The organism is Trinickia sp. NRRL B-1857 (genome assembly GCF_050470685.1).
In the GTDB taxonomy this organism is placed as follows: Bacteria; Pseudomonadota; Gammaproteobacteria; order Burkholderiales; family Burkholderiaceae; genus Trinickia.
On record NZ_JBFLUK010000011.1, the window covers coordinates 1272366 to 1287472 of the forward strand.

Genomic DNA, 15107 nt, shown 5'->3' on the forward strand with positions numbered 1-15107 from the left:
GCGGCTGCGGGTCGCGCCGCTTCTCTCGACCTACCTATCTTGAACGAAAGAAGCCGCGCCCCCGCGAGCGAACGCGAGAGGGGCGCGGCAAAACCGCCTGCATCCGAGGACAAATTAAATAACACGCAGACGGGGACACGGCATTGGGCGATCCGTGTCGTGAGAGCTCGTACGCTTTCGATTAAGAAAGCGGTAGAAAGGTGGCGACCGGCGTATTGCAAATATGCAACGATCAACCTTAAATCATAGAATACCGAAAGATCAGACCGAGTGAAACTATCAACTCTGATAGGTTCAGCCGAGTTCCGCCTGATAGAAAAGACAAACATGTCCGTATTCTCGCTCATCATCCCAACGATTGGGTATGGAGAGCGTCCCCGCATGAAGTATCATCCCTAAGCTGCTTCCGAGGGTAGTCACGCAGCGGGCTCGTATGGAGCGTTCGCTGGCCTCGTCATTCGATCTCCTTCGTTCGAAGAGTAAATACTAAAATTCCCAAATCGAAAATATGAACTCGATATCGAACCCAGCCCCAATGGAATTGGGTAAACAATCAAGGTATGAATCCACCTACAATCCCGACAAGCTTTTCGCCATACCGCGCGCCATCAAGCGCGCGGAAATCGGGATTACCGGCGCGCTGCCGTTTTTTGGCGTCGACGTATGGAATCATTACGAGGTGTCCTGGCTTACGCAGCGCGGCGTTCCTCGCGTTGCGGTCGCCACGATCGTCGTGCCGTGCACCTCGCCGAACGTGATCGAATCGAAGTCGATGAAGCTGTACTTCAATACGTTCAACAACACGCGTTTCGAGAGCCAAGCGGAAGTCGAGCGCATTGCCGCACTCGATTTGTCCCGTTGCGCGGGTGCCCCCGTCTCGGTCACGCTAGAGCCGCTCGAGCGAGCGTCGGCGCTGCGAATCAGTATGCCGGAAGGCATTTCGATCGATGAACAAGACGTCACCATCGACCATTTCACCGTCGATCCGCGGGTACTCGCGACGCATGACGAACGTGTAAGCGAAACGCTTTATTCGAATCTGTTGAAGTCGAACTGCTTGGTGACCGGCCAACCCGATTGGGGGACGGTTTGCATCGCCTACGAAGGCCCCCGGATCGATCGTGCCGCGCTGCTCAAGTATGTCGTATCGTTCCGCGACCACGAGGAATTCCACGAACAGTGCGTCGAGCGGATCTTCAAGGATATCCAAGACCGTTGCAGACCGTCGCGGCTGACCGTTTCGGCGCGGTACACGCGTCGCGGCGGAATCGATATCAACCCGATTCGCGGCAGCGAGCCGGCACAGCACGTTTCGAATTCCCGCTTGATCCGACAATGACTCCCGCGAGCGACCCCACCATGGAAAACGCTTCTCACGAAATCGAGGCCGTTATCGAGCCGTCGGCGGAAAACGCGGAGCCGCTCGTCTTAGTACGAGTGCGCGATTCCGGGACGACCTTCAAGATGTCTCCACGCGAACTCAATAAAAAGACGTGGCTCGATAAGTTCTCGCGCGAGGACGTCGCGCATATCGGCTTTTTAAACGCGGCGACGTACACCGACCAGCTCGTTCCGCTCTCGTACTTCCCCACCCGCAAGCATCAATTGACGCCCGCCGTGCTGCTGCTGGCGCTCGTCTACGTGGGCTTTCTGATGCTATCGAACGTGACCGGCGCGCGCGTCATCGAAGTCAAACTCGATTGGCTGCCGTTCTTCGGACCCGCCGTAGTCGGCATTCCGGCCGCGCTGATCGCGTTTCCGATGACCTATGCGTTCAGTACCATCATTACCGAGGTATATGGATATCGCGTGAGCCGCATGGTGATCTGGGGTGGCCTCGCAGTGAATCTCATGTTCGTCATCGGTACCTGGCTGCTCTCATTGCCGCCGGGCTTGCCGAGCTGGGAAGCGCAAAACCCCACGCTTGCGGCGGCCTATCCCGCACTCGCCTTGGAGTTCGCCCGCACGTTCGTGGCCTCGACCGTCGCCTATTTTTGCGGCGAGTTCATCAACACGACATTCCTTGCCAAGCTGAAGATAGCGACGGCCGGCAGCTATCTATGGGCCCGGGTCGTCTGTAGCACGTTCGTCGCGATCGTGATCGACAGTACCTTGTTTTGTACGATTTTGTTCTGGGGCCGGCTGCCGCAAAACGTCGTGTTCACGATGATCGGCATTCAGATCTTCGTAAAGTTGATTTACGAGCTGGTGCTGTTGCCCGCCGTCACGACCGCGTCGATGCGGCTCAAGCGCATCGACAAGATCGACTACTACGACTATCACACGAATTTCAATCCTTTCTCGTTCAGGGATTGATCAGTCGAGATTCGGTGACGATGCCGAGCAACGTCACCGAGTCGCCCATCGCGTTGATCATCTCCACGCGCTTTGGGTCCAGGCTTTTGAGCCAAGCGAACTCCCCGTCCACTACCACGCGATGCAAAGCAGGCGCGCCGCCATGAACCACGGCGGCGGCGACCTGCGCATCGCGAAGCGTGACGCCCGGCTCGACCACTACGATCGATCCCTCGCGAAAGCGCGGCGCCATCGACGGCGTCGTACGAACGGCGAACGTACCGGGCCGACGCGGCGTATCGACCGTCAGCCATTGCGTTTTGCGGGCCACGTCGCGCTGGCCGCGCGCGAATTCCAACACCTCGTCCCAACCGAGAATCGGAATGGAATAGGCACGCTCGCTTTGCAGTAAATAGCCCACCGTCGATCCGAGCGCATCAGCGACCGCCAAAATGGTACTGATGCGCGGATCCTCCGTCGCCATCGACAGCACGCGACTGAGCGTGGCCGGCGACACGCCCGTCTTGCGCGCCAAGTCGGCGTCGTTCATCCCTTGCTGACGCATCAACGCGCGGATCCGCTCGACCATCAAGCTGGCCCTTTGCCTCGTGTCCATCCTGTCATTTCCCCCCGCGAACGTTCGTTGTTCGTCTTGTGATGCCCCCACATTGTAGAGACGAACGGTTTCGACGGACAGCCGGTCCATGCGTAGTCGCGGCTTCGCATCCCGAAACGCCGCTTCGCCGTGCGTGTTCCGCGGCACCTGCGCACGCCCTACTCTTCGCCCATGAGAGCGCATCGCCAACGATGCCTCGCCGAAAGAGGAGCGTCCGATGCTTGAGCCTATCGCCGAAGTCGTCACGCACGCAGGACATGTAAACGCGGATCAACGTCATGCACTGTTCGATCATCGCCCTGCCACTGTCTGGCTCACCGGCCTAAGCGGCGCCGGCAAGTCCACGATCGCGTATGCCCTCGAAGAGCGCCTCGTCCGCCACGGCCATGCTTGCTATGTGCTGGACGGGGACAACATGCGGCACGGACTCAACGCCGATCTCGGCTTTAGCGAAGCCGACCGGCGCGAGAATTTGCGCCGCGTCTCGCATGTGGCGCGCGCAATGAACGACGCGGGCTTGATCGTCATCGCCGCGCTCGTCTCTCCGCTGGAAGCCGACCGCGCACTCGCGCGCGCGATCGTCGGCGAGGATCGCTTCATTCAAGTTCATGTCGCGACGCCGCTCGCATGCTGCGAAGCGCGCGATCCGAAGGGCTTTTACCGACGTGCGCGAAGCGGCGCCATGCGAGGCTTCACCGGTATCGACTCGCCGTACGAGCCGCCGGCCGACCCCGCCGTCGTTCTCGATACGAGCTGGATGAGCGCGGACTCGTGCGTGCGCAGGCTCGTGCAGCTATTGGCGCCGCTTGGCGTCGCGGCGAGCACCTCGGCTCGGGCAGCGTAGCGCTCGCGGATATCGAAGCGAGTCAAGAAACTCATTCCTAGGCGAAAACAAGTGCCTCAACTGCTCATTAGCTTTTGCTTCACCAGCCCGCCGGGCCATGCGCTCGCCAAGCTCGACGTCGATTCCGAACGACTCGAGTGGGTCGATCTCGCGCATCCCGAGTTCGCCATCCACGGCGCAATGGGGATATGCCGGTATCGCTCGGGCTATATCGCCGTCTTTCATGCGACGTGCGACAGCCGGCAAGTGAGCTGCATCGGCCAGCTCGACGACGCACTCTCGATCATGCGGATAGCGCCGCTCGAACTCGTGCACGACGCGCATTCGGTCATCGAGCACGAGGGCGCGCTGTTGGTGGTCAGCAGCGGGACGAATCAGGTGATTCACGTCGATTGGCCCGAAGATGCGCCGCCTCATGAGCGCGTGTTCTTCGAGACCGATCCGGGTTCGGACACGCTGCATATGAATTCGCTGCAAGCCTTCGGCGGCAAGCTTTTCCTCTCGATGTTCGGCAACCGCGGGGGCTCGTCTTGGCGCGATGCCGCGAACGGACGCGTCGTGCGGTTGGCGGACGGCGCGACGGTGGCCGACGGACTACATCACCCGCACGGCCTTTTCGTCGATGACGGCGCTTTATCGTGCCTGGCCTCCGCCACGGGCGAGATTCGCCAAGTGGCCGGGTCGCCGCGAGGAGCAAGACCGAAGCTCGAAGGCTATTTGCGCGGTATTGCGGCCGACGATCGCTTCGTCTACGTCGGCACCAGCCGGCTGCGCAATCGAAGCAAGAGCACAGGCAACAAGCAAGACACGCCGCTTGTGGAGACAGGCGTGGGGTGCGGACTGCATCTCGTCGACAAAGCGAGCGGCTCGTCGCGTTGGCTCGACCTAAGCCCGTTCGCATCCGAAATTTACGACGTCTTGCCGCTGCCCGAGGGCACGCATATCGAAGGCACGCGGGAAGCCGCCATGTTGTCGCGCCTTCGCGGCCTGAACGCCCACACGCCCGTGTTGATGCAGCAAGCCACGCAAGCGGAGCAGTACTTTCACGAGTTCAACGGCGTGATCGGCGAATTGATCGCGGAGCGCGACTTCGAGACCGCAACGACGCTGCTCGAGCGCCTCATGCGCGGCCCGTTGCGCGCCCGCCTCGACTGGCACGCCGACTATGCGCTGTGTCTGCTGCACCGGGGCGACGTCGTCGGTGCGATGCGGCAGTACGCCAAAGCGCTCGGCGAACATCATCCGCGTCTTACCGAGATTCAGCATCTTGCGCTGGCAAGCCTCGAGGGCGGCAATCGCGACGATGCGATTCGTCAAATGAAAGCGGCGCTGGCACTCATGAAGCAGCAGTCGAACAGGATCAAGCGCCGCCGCATCGGCGCCCAACCGTCGCGCGACGCGCGCGGTACGCGCAAGGGTGAGCGGCGTGGCAACGATCCGGCGACGAGCGTACCCATGATGCCGCCGCAAGGAATGCGCGCCTGATGCGCAAAGGCAATGCGCGGCGCGTTCGCGTGCGGTCATCGCGCGAGCGGCAATTGTTGAAGCGACGCTCGCCGCGCGTCGCTTCGTCAACCTGAAGGAGAAGCACCCATGAGCGTGAAGGTAAGCGGCGGCTCGTCGCCAAGCAGCACGACATCCGCCAGCAGCACTTCGTCCCCGAGCAGCGTGTCGTCGCCGAGCAGTGCTTCGTCGCCGAGTAACGCATCGTCGACCAGTAGCGCCTCTTCGCCGAGCAGCGCGTCGGGCAGCAGCAATTCGAGCCCATCGAACGATCAAAGCCATATGGACATGCAGCTCATCGAAAAGCTGATCCATTTGATCGAAGAGTTGCTGCAACAGATGCAGGGCTCCTCTTCCGCTGGCTGAAGATTTAGGCCACCCGTACAACGGGCCGACGCAACGGACGGTCCGCGGCGCATTTGCTTCGACTTTTACGACTCCACCATCCGACCGTCATGAGCCGCCTTCTAATCAGCTTTCGCGTCTCCAGCCCGCCGGGCCACGCCCTCGCTCAATTCGACACCGAAACCGAAGCGTTCGAATGGGTCGACGTAGGCGACCCTGCGCTGAAGATCTACGGCGCGATGGGCATCTGCCGCCATCGCACTCGATATTTCGTCGTATTCCAAGGACGTCGGGAAGGCAAGCCGATCTCATGCATCGGCGAGCTCGACGCGCAATTGCGATTGACTCGCTTGGCCGCGCTGCGCCGAGTCAAAGACGGGCATTCGATCGTCGTCCACGACGATGCGCTACTCGTCGTGAGCAGCGGGACCAATCAAGTCGTTCGCATCGTCTGGCCCCAGGGCGGCGAACCGAAGGAAAGCGTCTTCTTCGAAATCGCCCCCGGCGCCGATACGCTGCATATGAACGCGCTTCAGGCCTACCGAGGCAAACTCTATCTATCCATGTTCGGCCCGCGCGGCGACGGCTTGTGGCGCGATGCGTCCGACGGTTGCGTGATCCGCCTCGACGATCAAGCCGTCGTCGCCAAAGGCCTCTATCATCCGCATGCCCTATTCGTCGACGACGACGCATTGCTATGCGTGAGTTCGATGACCAACCGCGTTTATCGCGTCGACATCGACGCTCGCCAAGACGCTCGAAGCGAGCCTGCCGCGCTGCCGGCGCTCGACGGCTACCTGCGCGGCGTCGCGGCCGACGACAAATGCATTTTCGTCGGTACCAGCACCGGGCGCACGCGCAGCCGTGCGACGGGCGAGCATGTCGATGCACCTGCGTTTGCTAAAGGTATCGAATGCGGCGTGCACGTCCTCGACAAGTCCACCCGGCAAACGCGCTGGCTCGATTTGAGTCCGTTCGCATCGGAAATCTACGACCTGCTCGTGATCGAGCCCACGGTACGGATGCGAGGCGACCGAACTACTGCGATGCAAGAGCGCCTGCGCGCGCTCAACGCGCACACGCCCGAATTGCGGCATCACGCGAGTCAGGCCGACCAGTACTGCCGCGAATTCAACGGCGTCATTCGCGAACTCGTCGACATCCGGCGCGACTATGCCACCGCCTCTCGCATCTTGAAGCGCCTGCTGGCCCGTGCCGGCCGGCCTCGGCCACAGTGGCAGTTCGATTACGCCACCTGTCTTTTACAAACAGGCGACGCAAGCGGCGCCATCGAGCATTTTCGCCGCGCCGCCGAGCAGGGATACGGCAAGGCGCCGGTGCGCCAGGCCCTGAAACAGGCGATCGCGGCGGCCGGCTTGCAAAGCGACGTCGAGATCGCGAAGGGCCTCATCGACGACGACGCCGAGACGAGCCAGGCCGAGCCGATGCATTCGAACACTACGCAGCGGATCGCCGCAACGCCGGTCCCTGCTCGCCCCGCCCCGCTCTACGCGCCTGCCGCCGCGCCAGCGCAAGAAGGAACGGGCGAGGTCGCCGACGCGCGTGCGCGCGCCGAAGCTACGCTTGCGCGCTTGCGAGAACAAGCGGCGCGAGCGACGAGCCGAGGCACGGCAACGCCCCCGGCCGAGACGACATCCGGCGCAACGCCGCATGCGAGATGACAAGCGGCGCGGCGCATTTGGAGAGAATCGAACATGAGCATTGCCGTCAATACAAATCAGAGCCCGGCCGAATGGCCGCCGCTCGATTTGCACGAGTCGTTTTCCGAGTCGCATCGAGGCGCCCACGACCCATCGGAATCCTCGTCGAACTCGCTTTCGAAAATCGAGAAAGAACTCGATCGAATCGTCGAAGAACTCTTGCAACTGACCGAAAGCGAATTGCAGGGCAATCACCCCTCGTTGCCCGGTTCGCCGCAAAGCGGCCGCGGTCACGGACATGGGCATTCGAGTGCCGCGCACGGGCAGCCGCATCGTGGGGCGAGTCACAATCACGGGCATAGCGATACGCCGCCTTCGTCGACCGAGCATTCGCATACGCCGCACGACGGCCACGGAAAGACAGAGCCCGTCGGCGGGACATCGAAGCTGCCCAATTCGACGGGCTCATACAACTCGGGCCACAACCCGCAGATCGACAAATGGTCGACGCAAATCAATACGGCCGCCAAGTTGACGGGCCTCGATCCCAACTTGATCGGCGGGCAGATGTGGGCCGAGTCGCGCGGCGAGGCAGGCTCCGGCATCAACAGCAAGAATATCGACGGGACGACCGATCTGAGCCTCATGCAAATTAGCCAGCAGCGTTGGGAACACGACGTCTTGCCTACGCTAAGCGCTCAAGACAAAGCCAACATCAAGGCCGCAACGGGCAAGGATCCGTCGCAGCTCGATATGCACAATCCTGCGGACAACGTTATCGGCGGCGCATTCGAGCTTCGCATGCACATCGTCGATGCCGGCGGCAAGGCAAGCGATCCGATGGGCAATCCGCAAGCCCTATTCAAGGGATTGGAAGCCTACGTGGGCGTGGGCGACGAGTCCAAGTACGCGAACAACGTGCTAACCAACGAAAAGGTCCTCGCCCGCGGCGGCAAGCTAGACGACAACCAATGACTCTCGAAAGGAAGCCATCATGAGTATCGAAACACCGGCGCTCAACTTGCATATCCCCGAGTCCACGCCGTCGGAACACGAGTTCGATTCAGGCTACGAGTCGGGCGGCAGCGGATTCGATAGCGCGTCGTTCGATCGGATCGAGCATGAGCTCGAACACGAGAACAAGAAGCTCGACAAGTCGATCGAAAAAATGCTCGCATTCGAGGAAAGCGAAATCGCCCAGTTGCTCGGTCAGGATCCTTCGTCCGGATCGGGCACGGGCATACCGCATGGCAAGGGTCATGGACACGGACATGGGCACGGCCACGGCGGCGTGCCGCAGGGCTCGCATGGCTTCGGCCCGGGCCGGTATCGCGACCTGCACACGACCGATCCCGGGTATGGCCCCACGGATCCGGGGCACGGAGAGAAGACGTCGACGCACGGCCCCGAGAAAGTGACGACGTCGTCTCCTAGCAGCAGCTCGAGTTCGGGTACGCCGCTCGTCAAGGGGAAATACACGTCCTCCGACCTCGGTAAGCTGCCGCCGTCGCTCGAACCGCTGCGCAACGACATCCTGAACGCGGCGAACAAGTCGGGTGTTCCACCCAACGTTTTGGCCGCGCAGATCTATCAGGAGTCGCGCGGGCAGGTCAATGCGGGGTCGACGAACCAGGCCACGGGATTGACCGACGCCGGTTTGATGCAAGTCGATCCGGCAACATTCGAGTCGCTGCGCAAGGAGCACCCCGATCTCGGCTCGAATCTGAGCGATCCGGCCACGAACATTCTTGCCGGCGCCTACTACGACGAGGATATGTACAAGCAGTACGGCAGCATTCCGTTGATGCTGCGCGCGTACAACTCGGGACCTAACGGCGTGGACAAGAGCGATCCGAATGCGATTCCGGCCGGGGTCGGCGATCCCAATTACGTGAAGCTGGTCACGCAATACGCCGACGACATCCAAAACGGGAAACCGCTACCGGCGTAACGCGGGCGCTTGGCGCGCAGCGCCAATCGCGTCTCCGCTCATCGCAGGAGGATGTTGCGGAATGGGCCCCGGCGAAGTCGCACGAGGCCATCGTTGATTCCCATCCCATGCGGTGAAGGCGGGCTAATACCGCCACCGCATTGGGCTCCCGACGGAGGCACATTGGCGGCTACGCGTTCCTTTCCCGGGGCGCGCCCGTTAGTGATTAGCATCCCGCCGCATCCCGGTTCTAGTCACTTCATCGCCCCGCCAGCCGCGGTATTCATGCCCAGCAGCACCTTCAGCAAAGCGGGCAGCAGCACCAACACAAGCGGCAATTGCACGATGAGGCCCGAGATGATCGCGACTGCCAACGGTTGCTGCATCGCCGAACCTTGCCCGAGTGCAAGCGCAAGCGGCGCCAGCGCAAGAATCGCCGCAATGGTGGTCATCGCAATCGGACGCATACGATTGCGGCCTGCCTCGATCAAAGCGCGCTCGATCGGCATACCTTCCTCGCGTATCAAGCCTTGCAACTCCGACACGTAAAAGATGGCAACTTCCGTCACGATGCCGATGATCATCGTCATCCCCATCATCGCCGAGATGTTCAGCTCGATACGCGTGACCCACAGGCCGATGAACACGGCACCAGCAGCCAGCAGCGGCATCGCCATGACCGCCAGCGCCACCCGCAAGCGCTCGTAGAGGAACAACAACAGGCCGAACACGAGCGCAACGGCGGCCCCGAACACCATCATCAATCCGCGGAAGGCGATTTGCTGTTGCTGATAGAGCCCGCCGAGTTCGTAGTACGCGCCGGTCGGCAATAAGCCCGGCTCGCCCAAGGCACGCTGCACGTCGGCAATGGTCGATCCCAAATCGCGGCCATCGATGCGCGCCGTTACGGCGACCATTCGTTTCAGGTTGTCCCGTGTGATCTCCGGCTGTCCCGTCAGGACCACGCGCTGCGCCACACGCTTGAGCGGAAACAGATGCCCGTCCGGCGCGCGAATCAGCAACTGACCCAGCGCCGTATCCGTCAGCTTCGTTGCGTCACGAACGCGCACGCGAATACCGATCGCCTTCGGCCCCTGCTGGAACTGCGTCGCGACGTCGCCATCGATCATCTTCGATACGGCTTGCGCGATCGATTGAGGATCCATCCCTTCGGCGGCAGCCGCGTCGGGACGAATCCGGACCTCGAGCGCATCACCTGCCGGATGGATGCCGGGATCGATGTCGACAACACCGGCGATCTTGCCAATGCGAGCGGCCACCTTCTGCGCCGTATCGTCGAGCGCGGCTTGGTTGTCGGCATAGATCTTGATCTGTACCGGCTGCGGTACCGCAGTCAAATCGCCGATCAAATCTTCCATCAATTGAGCCAGTTCGATGTCGACACCAGGCACTTGCGATGTCACCGCCGAGCGAACCTCTTCCATCACCGCTTCGATCGGCTCGCGCTTGCCGGACTTCAATCGCACGAAAAAGTCGCCGGCATTGGCTTCGTTCAAATCCCCTCCCAGCCCTGCGCCGGTACGCCGAGAATACGTTTCGACATTGGGATTGGCGCGCAAAATGGCTTCGATCTGACGCATCAAGCGATCGGTTTCCTCGATCGATGTGCCCGGCTGAGTGTGGTAATCGAGCACGAAGCCGCCTTCGTCCATGGCCGGCATGAAACCGCTGCCCACTTGCGTAAACGCGAATGCAGACGCGGCCACGAGCGGCACGAGCGCAAGCAGCGCGACGGCGGGCCGTTTGCTCGCGCGTGTCACCAGTCGGGTGTAACGATCGCTCAGCCATGCGCCGAAGCGTGACGGCGCATGCTCTCGCGCATCCTCGGCCGAGAGCCAATGATCGCAGAGAATCGGGATAGCTAGCCATGTCACGAGAAACGAAATCAGTAGCGCACTGGCCATCGTGATTGACAGCGCTTTGAAAAACGCGCCGGTGACGCCGGACAAAAATGCGAGCGGGACGAAGATGATGAGCGTTGCCGCCGAAGAGCCCGCGAGCGGCCGAGTGAACTCGAGCGCCGCCGTCATGACGCGTCCGTGAAACGCTTGCGCACCGGTTTCGCGGATACGTCTTGCGATGTGCTCGATCATGACGATCGCGTCGTCGATGACCAGCCCGACCGCAGCTGCCATACCGCCGAGCGTCATGATGTTGAAGCCCATGCCGAAAACGTCGAGCAACAAGATGGTCGAAGCCATGACGATGGGCACAAGCGCCACGGCAATGGCCGTAATCTTCCAATTGCGCAGAAACACGAATAGCGTGAGGGCGGCCAACACCACGCCAATCAAAATGGCGTCGCGCACGCTAGCGGCCGAGGCGACCACGAGTTGGCTCTGGTCGTACCAATTGGCCAAATGCACCCCGGACGGCATGCTGCGTTCGAACGTTGCGAGCCGAGCTTGCACTGCCCGCGTCATCGCGACGCTATTTGCGCCGGGCTGCTGGTAAATGTTGACGAGCACGGCATCGTGGCCGTCAGCGGTTACGCGAATCCATTGCGGCACCGTGCCGCGATAGACGTGCGCAATGTCGCCGAGGCGGATTTGCGTGCCGCCGTTAGACGATACGACCACTCGCTTCAGTTCGTCGAGCTTGGCGAGCGAAGTATTGGCGATGACGAGATAAAGCTTGTCATGGTCTTCGATCCGTCCCGTCGCCATCAGCACATTCGCGGCACCGATGGCTTTCGAAATGTCGTCGAGCGATAGCTTGTAGGCGGCAAGCCGTGCGGGATCGATTTCCACCTGAAGTTCGTCTTGCGTGCCGCCCATTACATCCACGCGCGCCACCCCGTCGATCGAGGAGAGCAGCGGGCGCAACTGATATTGAGCCAGATCGCGCAGCCCCGAGAGTGTTTGAGTGTCCGACGTGAGGCTATAGGCAAGCACGGGAAACACCGTCGGATCCATGCGGCGTACTTGCATGGTCGTTCCGCTCGGCAACGTCGAGAGAATTTCGCTGATCGCCGATTGCGCTTGCAGGGTCGCCTGCGCCATGTCGGTCCCCCAGTTGAAGTTCAGCGAGATCTGCGCCGAACCGCGGCTCGTCGTCGATTGCACATCGACGACGTTCGGCACCCGGCGTAGGGCCTCTTCGACTTTGGTCGTAACGAGCGCCTCCATCTGCTCCGCGGGCCGGTCGCCCGCATCGAGCGATACCACCGCTCGCGGAAAAGAGACATTGGGGAACAACGATATCGGCAGACGGAAGGCGGCAAGCGCACCCGCGACGGCAAGCAGCGCCACCGCGAACAGCAGCGAACGCCGATGCATCTGCATCCATTGACCAAAATTCATCGAGCGGCGCCCCCTGCACGGCGAACGCTCATGCCGTCATGCAGCTCGTAGTTGCCGGTCGACACCACGGGCTTAGCGGCATCGAGTTCGCCGTCCACGCCGTAGCGATCGTCGTCTTCCACCGCGATGCGCACGTCGACGCGCTTCGCTTTTTGATTCGGCTCGATCTGGAACAGATAAGCGCCCTGATCGTCGGTCAACACCGACGACCGAGGCACGATCCAGTGCGCTCCAGTTTGCGTGGCGATCTCGGCGCTCACGTGGGTACCCGGGATGAACGCGGTCCCCACGAGCGGCACGCTAGCGGCTATATCGACGAGTTGGCTTTGGCTGTCGATCGCCGCGCCGACCACCATCACGCGGCCGTTGACCGCCGATCGAGACAAGCCGGACGACAGTCCATGGACGGTGACGGTGTCGCCGACGTGGACCGCGGCGACCTCGTCGGGGTCGACACCGAGTACGACGTTGGGCCGCGACGGCTGGTCCGATTCTATTTGAGCGATCTGCATCATCGCCGTGCCGGCGGAAACTTGATCGCCGGGCGAAACCGACACCTGGAGTACCACCCCGCCGATCGGTGCGTACACCGTGGCGATGCCGGCCACGACCCCCATCCGTTGCTGCGCATTGAGCGCATCGCGGGCATCGTCGAAGGCTTTCTTGGCGGCAGACAGTTGGGATGCGGTCGCGAGCCGCATGTCGTACTGTGACTGCGTGCGCGAGAGTTCTACGCGTGCGAACGTGAGCGCGCTCTTCGCCTGCGACGCGGCCAGCACCGCGGACGGATCGGCGGTTACGGCCGCGAGCGGTGCGCCGCGCTTGACGCGCTGGCCCGGTTCGACGAGCAAGCGCGCAATATGCGTGACATACGGGAGCGTCACCGTCGTGACGCTCGATCCCGACGCCGAGACGACTCCGTACGCCTGTACGGGCTGCCCGATCGTTCCGCGCCGGGCCGGCACGGTTTGCACGGCGACGGTGCCGGTTGCCGCATCTTCGGCATGCGCGTGGCGCATGCCGCCCACCACGCAAACGGCCGCTACGGCAAGGCTCGTCGTCAGACGCGGTAGACGCGTCGAAAGAAAACTATTTCGCATGGGATTCGGTCAAGCTCCGTTCGGATGACACGGTGTCGGGGATTGCGCTGCCGAGCAGCGCTTGCAAAGCGATGCGCTGCTCCGCCAGCGACTCTTGCAGCGTCGCAATGTCGAGGCGTTTCGTCAGCGCCGCGCTCGTCGCGTCGGCGTAGGAGCCGAACGTTATATCGCGCTGGGCGTAGGCTTGCGCGGCATCGCTTGCAGCTTGCTCGGCGGCGGGAAGCGCGGATCGTGCGCGCTGTAGTTCGCGATCGAGAATCGCGATGTCGGCGCGCAAGTGGGCGACATCCGCATAGGCTTGGTTCAGGCGCGTCTGGTATTCGTCACCGAGCCGCTTGCGCGTCGCACTTTCGATCGCAATGTTGCCGCGATTGCGGTTGAAGATCGGCAGCGAGAGATTGATCTGAAAACCGCTCGTGTAGATTTCGGAGGTATCGCGTGCGCGCACGAATCCAACCGATAGGCTCGGAAACTGGCTCAGTACCGCCGCGCGATATTTCTCTTCTTGCGAGGTGTATCCCGCTTGCAAAGCGATCAGGTCGGGCCGGCGTTTAGGCAACGCGGCCACGGCAGCATCGATCGCCTGGTCGTCGACAGGAGCATCGTCGACGGAATCCTTCAATTGCAATCGCACGTCGGGCGCGAGACCCAGCAGCGCGTTCAAGTCGTGGTGGGTTTGTTCGGCCGAGCGCTCGGCTTCGTCATATTGCTTGCTCGCGTCGACATAGGCAAGCCGCGCTACCATGGATGCATCTTCGGTGACGTCGTGTGTTTTCAGGGCGTCCTCCGTGCGCTCGTACCTTTGTCGAGCCACATCGAGTTGCTGTTGCAAGAGCGGCAACGTTTGTGTCGACAGGCGCGCTTTCAGATAGAGCTGCTTGGCCTGTGCGATCACCTGCCACTCTTGCCACAGCAGTCCTAGGTCGACCTTCGCGACGCTCGCCTGTGCCGAGCGTTTGTTCGCGCCGCGCGTCACGATCGCCATGACGTCCATGCTCAGACCGTAACTGAACGCGCGAGATAAGCCGACGGCCCCGGGGTAGTCGCTCGATACGCTCAACTGCGGATCGGGCAGCAGCCCAGCGGAGAATGCTTGTGCGCGGGCGATGCCGAGATCGTCGCGGGCAAGCTTCAGATCAGGGTTGTTGGCAACGGCCAGCATGGCGACGTCCTCGATGTCGAGCCCATGCTCGGGGTCGAAACGATGGGCGGCGAGAGACGGCAGCGGCATCGCCGAGGAATCGATGCGAATGCGCGACAATGCGTCGGCCGTGGTGGACGTGTCGTTCTGCGTCAACGGTTGTGGGCGATACCACGTGCATGCAGCCAGCACCAAGGCGCACGCTGGTACAACCAGGCGCTTGAACGCCTGCGGTAGCGTTGCAGCGAGGCGGTAGCGCCTCGTCGCGCTGTTGGCAGCGTAGTAAATGGGTGACATCGGATTTCCGGAGTACACGTAATTGGGGTACGGGGGGCGTTGTGCCGACCGG

12 protein-coding genes are annotated in these 15107 nt (G+C 62.0%); 7 read left to right on the forward strand and 5 right to left on the reverse strand.

Annotated elements, in window-relative coordinates:
* Window positions 1-535: 535 nt before the first annotated feature.
* Both queF and AB1286_RS26505 read left to right on the forward strand, forming a co-directional pair.
* A complete protein-coding gene (gene queF / locus AB1286_RS26500) occupies window positions 536-1339 on the forward strand; it encodes an NADPH-dependent 7-cyano-7-deazaguanine reductase QueF (RefSeq protein ID WP_430366190.1) in 804 nt (267 codons plus the stop codon).
* Window positions 1340-1359: 20 nt separating this feature from the next.
* Entirely contained in the window at window positions 1360-2316 is a 957-nt protein-coding gene (locus AB1286_RS26505; RefSeq protein WP_430366191.1) for a queuosine precursor transporter, read from the forward strand.
* Here the strand turns inward: AB1286_RS26505 and AB1286_RS26510 are convergent.
* Window positions 2306-2911 (reverse strand): LexA family protein, encoded by a 606-nt coding sequence (locus tag AB1286_RS26510; RefSeq protein WP_430366192.1) that lies wholly within the window; start codon window positions 2909-2911, stop codon window positions 2306-2308. The two genes, AB1286_RS26505 and AB1286_RS26510, sit on opposite strands and share 11 nt — an antisense overlap.
* Window positions 2912-3128: 217 nt before the next feature.
* On the opposite strand from AB1286_RS26510, the gene cysC reads away from it, so the two are divergent.
* Together cysC and AB1286_RS26520 are read left to right on the forward strand one after the other, a co-directional pair.
* Window positions 3129-3755: an adenylyl-sulfate kinase gene (gene cysC / locus AB1286_RS26515; RefSeq protein WP_430366193.1), complete on the forward strand. Its 627-nt coding sequence runs from the start codon at window positions 3129-3131 to the stop codon at window positions 3753-3755.
* 51 nt (window positions 3756-3806) lie between these two features.
* On the forward strand, window positions 3807-5240 hold the full coding sequence (locus AB1286_RS26520; protein WP_430366194.1) for a DUF4915 domain-containing protein: 1434 nt from the start codon (window positions 3807-3809) through the stop codon (window positions 5238-5240).
* An 86-nt stretch (window positions 5241-5326) separates the two neighbouring features.
* On the opposite strand, the gene AB1286_RS26525 is transcribed toward AB1286_RS26520, so the two are convergent.
* Entirely contained in the window at window positions 5327-5512 is a 186-nt protein-coding gene (locus tag AB1286_RS26525) for a hypothetical protein (RefSeq protein ID WP_430366195.1), read from the reverse strand.
* A gap of 201 nt (window positions 5513-5713) precedes the next feature.
* Here AB1286_RS26525 and AB1286_RS26530 point away from each other — a divergent pair, with 201 nt between their 5' ends.
* Genes AB1286_RS26530 through AB1286_RS26540 form a run of 3 tightly spaced genes read left to right on the forward strand, consistent with a single transcriptional unit; the run spans window position 5714 to window position 9215 of the window.
* On the forward strand, window positions 5714-7285 hold the full coding sequence (locus AB1286_RS26530) for a DUF4915 domain-containing protein (RefSeq protein ID WP_430366196.1): 1572 nt from the start codon (window positions 5714-5716) through the stop codon (window positions 7283-7285).
* Between the two features lie 33 nt (window positions 7286-7318).
* Window positions 7319-8239: a hypothetical protein gene (locus AB1286_RS26535; protein ID WP_430366197.1), complete on the forward strand. Its 921-nt coding sequence runs from the start codon at window positions 7319-7321 to the stop codon at window positions 8237-8239.
* Window positions 8240-8258: 19 nt separating this feature from the next.
* The gene (locus AB1286_RS26540) at window positions 8259-9215 is read left to right on the forward strand and encodes a lytic transglycosylase domain-containing protein (RefSeq protein WP_430366198.1); all 957 of its coding nucleotides are present in this window, start codon (window positions 8259-8261) and stop codon (window positions 9213-9215) included.
* A 233-nt stretch (window positions 9216-9448) separates the two neighbouring features.
* Here AB1286_RS26540 and AB1286_RS26545 read toward each other — a convergent pair whose 3' ends face one another.
* Genes AB1286_RS26545 through AB1286_RS26555 form a run of 3 tightly spaced genes read right to left on the reverse strand, consistent with a single transcriptional unit; the run spans window position 9449 to window position 15055 of the window.
* On the reverse strand, window positions 9449-12517 hold the full coding sequence (locus AB1286_RS26545) for an efflux RND transporter permease subunit (protein ID WP_430366199.1): 3069 nt from the start codon (window positions 12515-12517) through the stop codon (window positions 9449-9451).
* Window positions 12514-13617: an efflux RND transporter periplasmic adaptor subunit gene (locus tag AB1286_RS26550; protein WP_430366200.1), complete on the reverse strand. Its 1104-nt coding sequence runs from the start codon at window positions 13615-13617 to the stop codon at window positions 12514-12516. The genes AB1286_RS26545 and AB1286_RS26550 overlap by 4 nt, the downstream gene beginning before the upstream one ends.
* On the reverse strand, window positions 13607-15055 hold the full coding sequence (locus AB1286_RS26555) for a TolC family protein (protein WP_430366201.1): 1449 nt from the start codon (window positions 15053-15055) through the stop codon (window positions 13607-13609). The genes AB1286_RS26550 and AB1286_RS26555 overlap by 11 nt, the downstream gene beginning before the upstream one ends.
* Between the last annotated feature and the right edge of the window lie 52 nt (window positions 15056-15107).

Bases quoted from the DNA above. Each gene is read 5' to 3' on its own strand.
- queF (WP_430366190.1), top strand. From the start codon at position 536: ATGGAATTGGGTAAACAATCAAGGTATGAATCCACCTACAATCCCGAC.
- AB1286_RS26505 (WP_430366191.1), top strand. From the start codon at position 1,360: ATGGAAAACGCTTCTCACGAAATCGAGGCCGTTATCGAGCCGTCGGCG.
- AB1286_RS26510 (WP_430366192.1), bottom strand. From the start codon at position 2,911: ATGGACACGAGGCAAAGGGCCAGCTTGATGGTCGAGCGGATCCGCGCG.
- cysC (WP_430366193.1), top strand. From the start codon at position 3,129: ATGCTTGAGCCTATCGCCGAAGTCGTCACGCACGCAGGACATGTAAAC.
- AB1286_RS26530 (WP_430366196.1), top strand. From the start codon at position 5,714: ATGAGCCGCCTTCTAATCAGCTTTCGCGTCTCCAGCCCGCCGGGCCAC.
- AB1286_RS26535 (WP_430366197.1), top strand. From the start codon at position 7,319: ATGAGCATTGCCGTCAATACAAATCAGAGCCCGGCCGAATGGCCGCCG.
- AB1286_RS26540 (WP_430366198.1), top strand. From the start codon at position 8,259: ATGAGTATCGAAACACCGGCGCTCAACTTGCATATCCCCGAGTCCACG.
- AB1286_RS26545 (WP_430366199.1), bottom strand. From the start codon at position 12,517: ATGAATTTTGGTCAATGGATGCAGATGCATCGGCGTTCGCTGCTGTTC.
- AB1286_RS26550 (WP_430366200.1), bottom strand. From the start codon at position 13,617: ATGCGAAATAGTTTTCTTTCGACGCGTCTACCGCGTCTGACGACGAGC.
- AB1286_RS26555 (WP_430366201.1), bottom strand. From the start codon at position 15,055: ATGTCACCCATTTACTACGCTGCCAACAGCGCGACGAGGCGCTACCGC.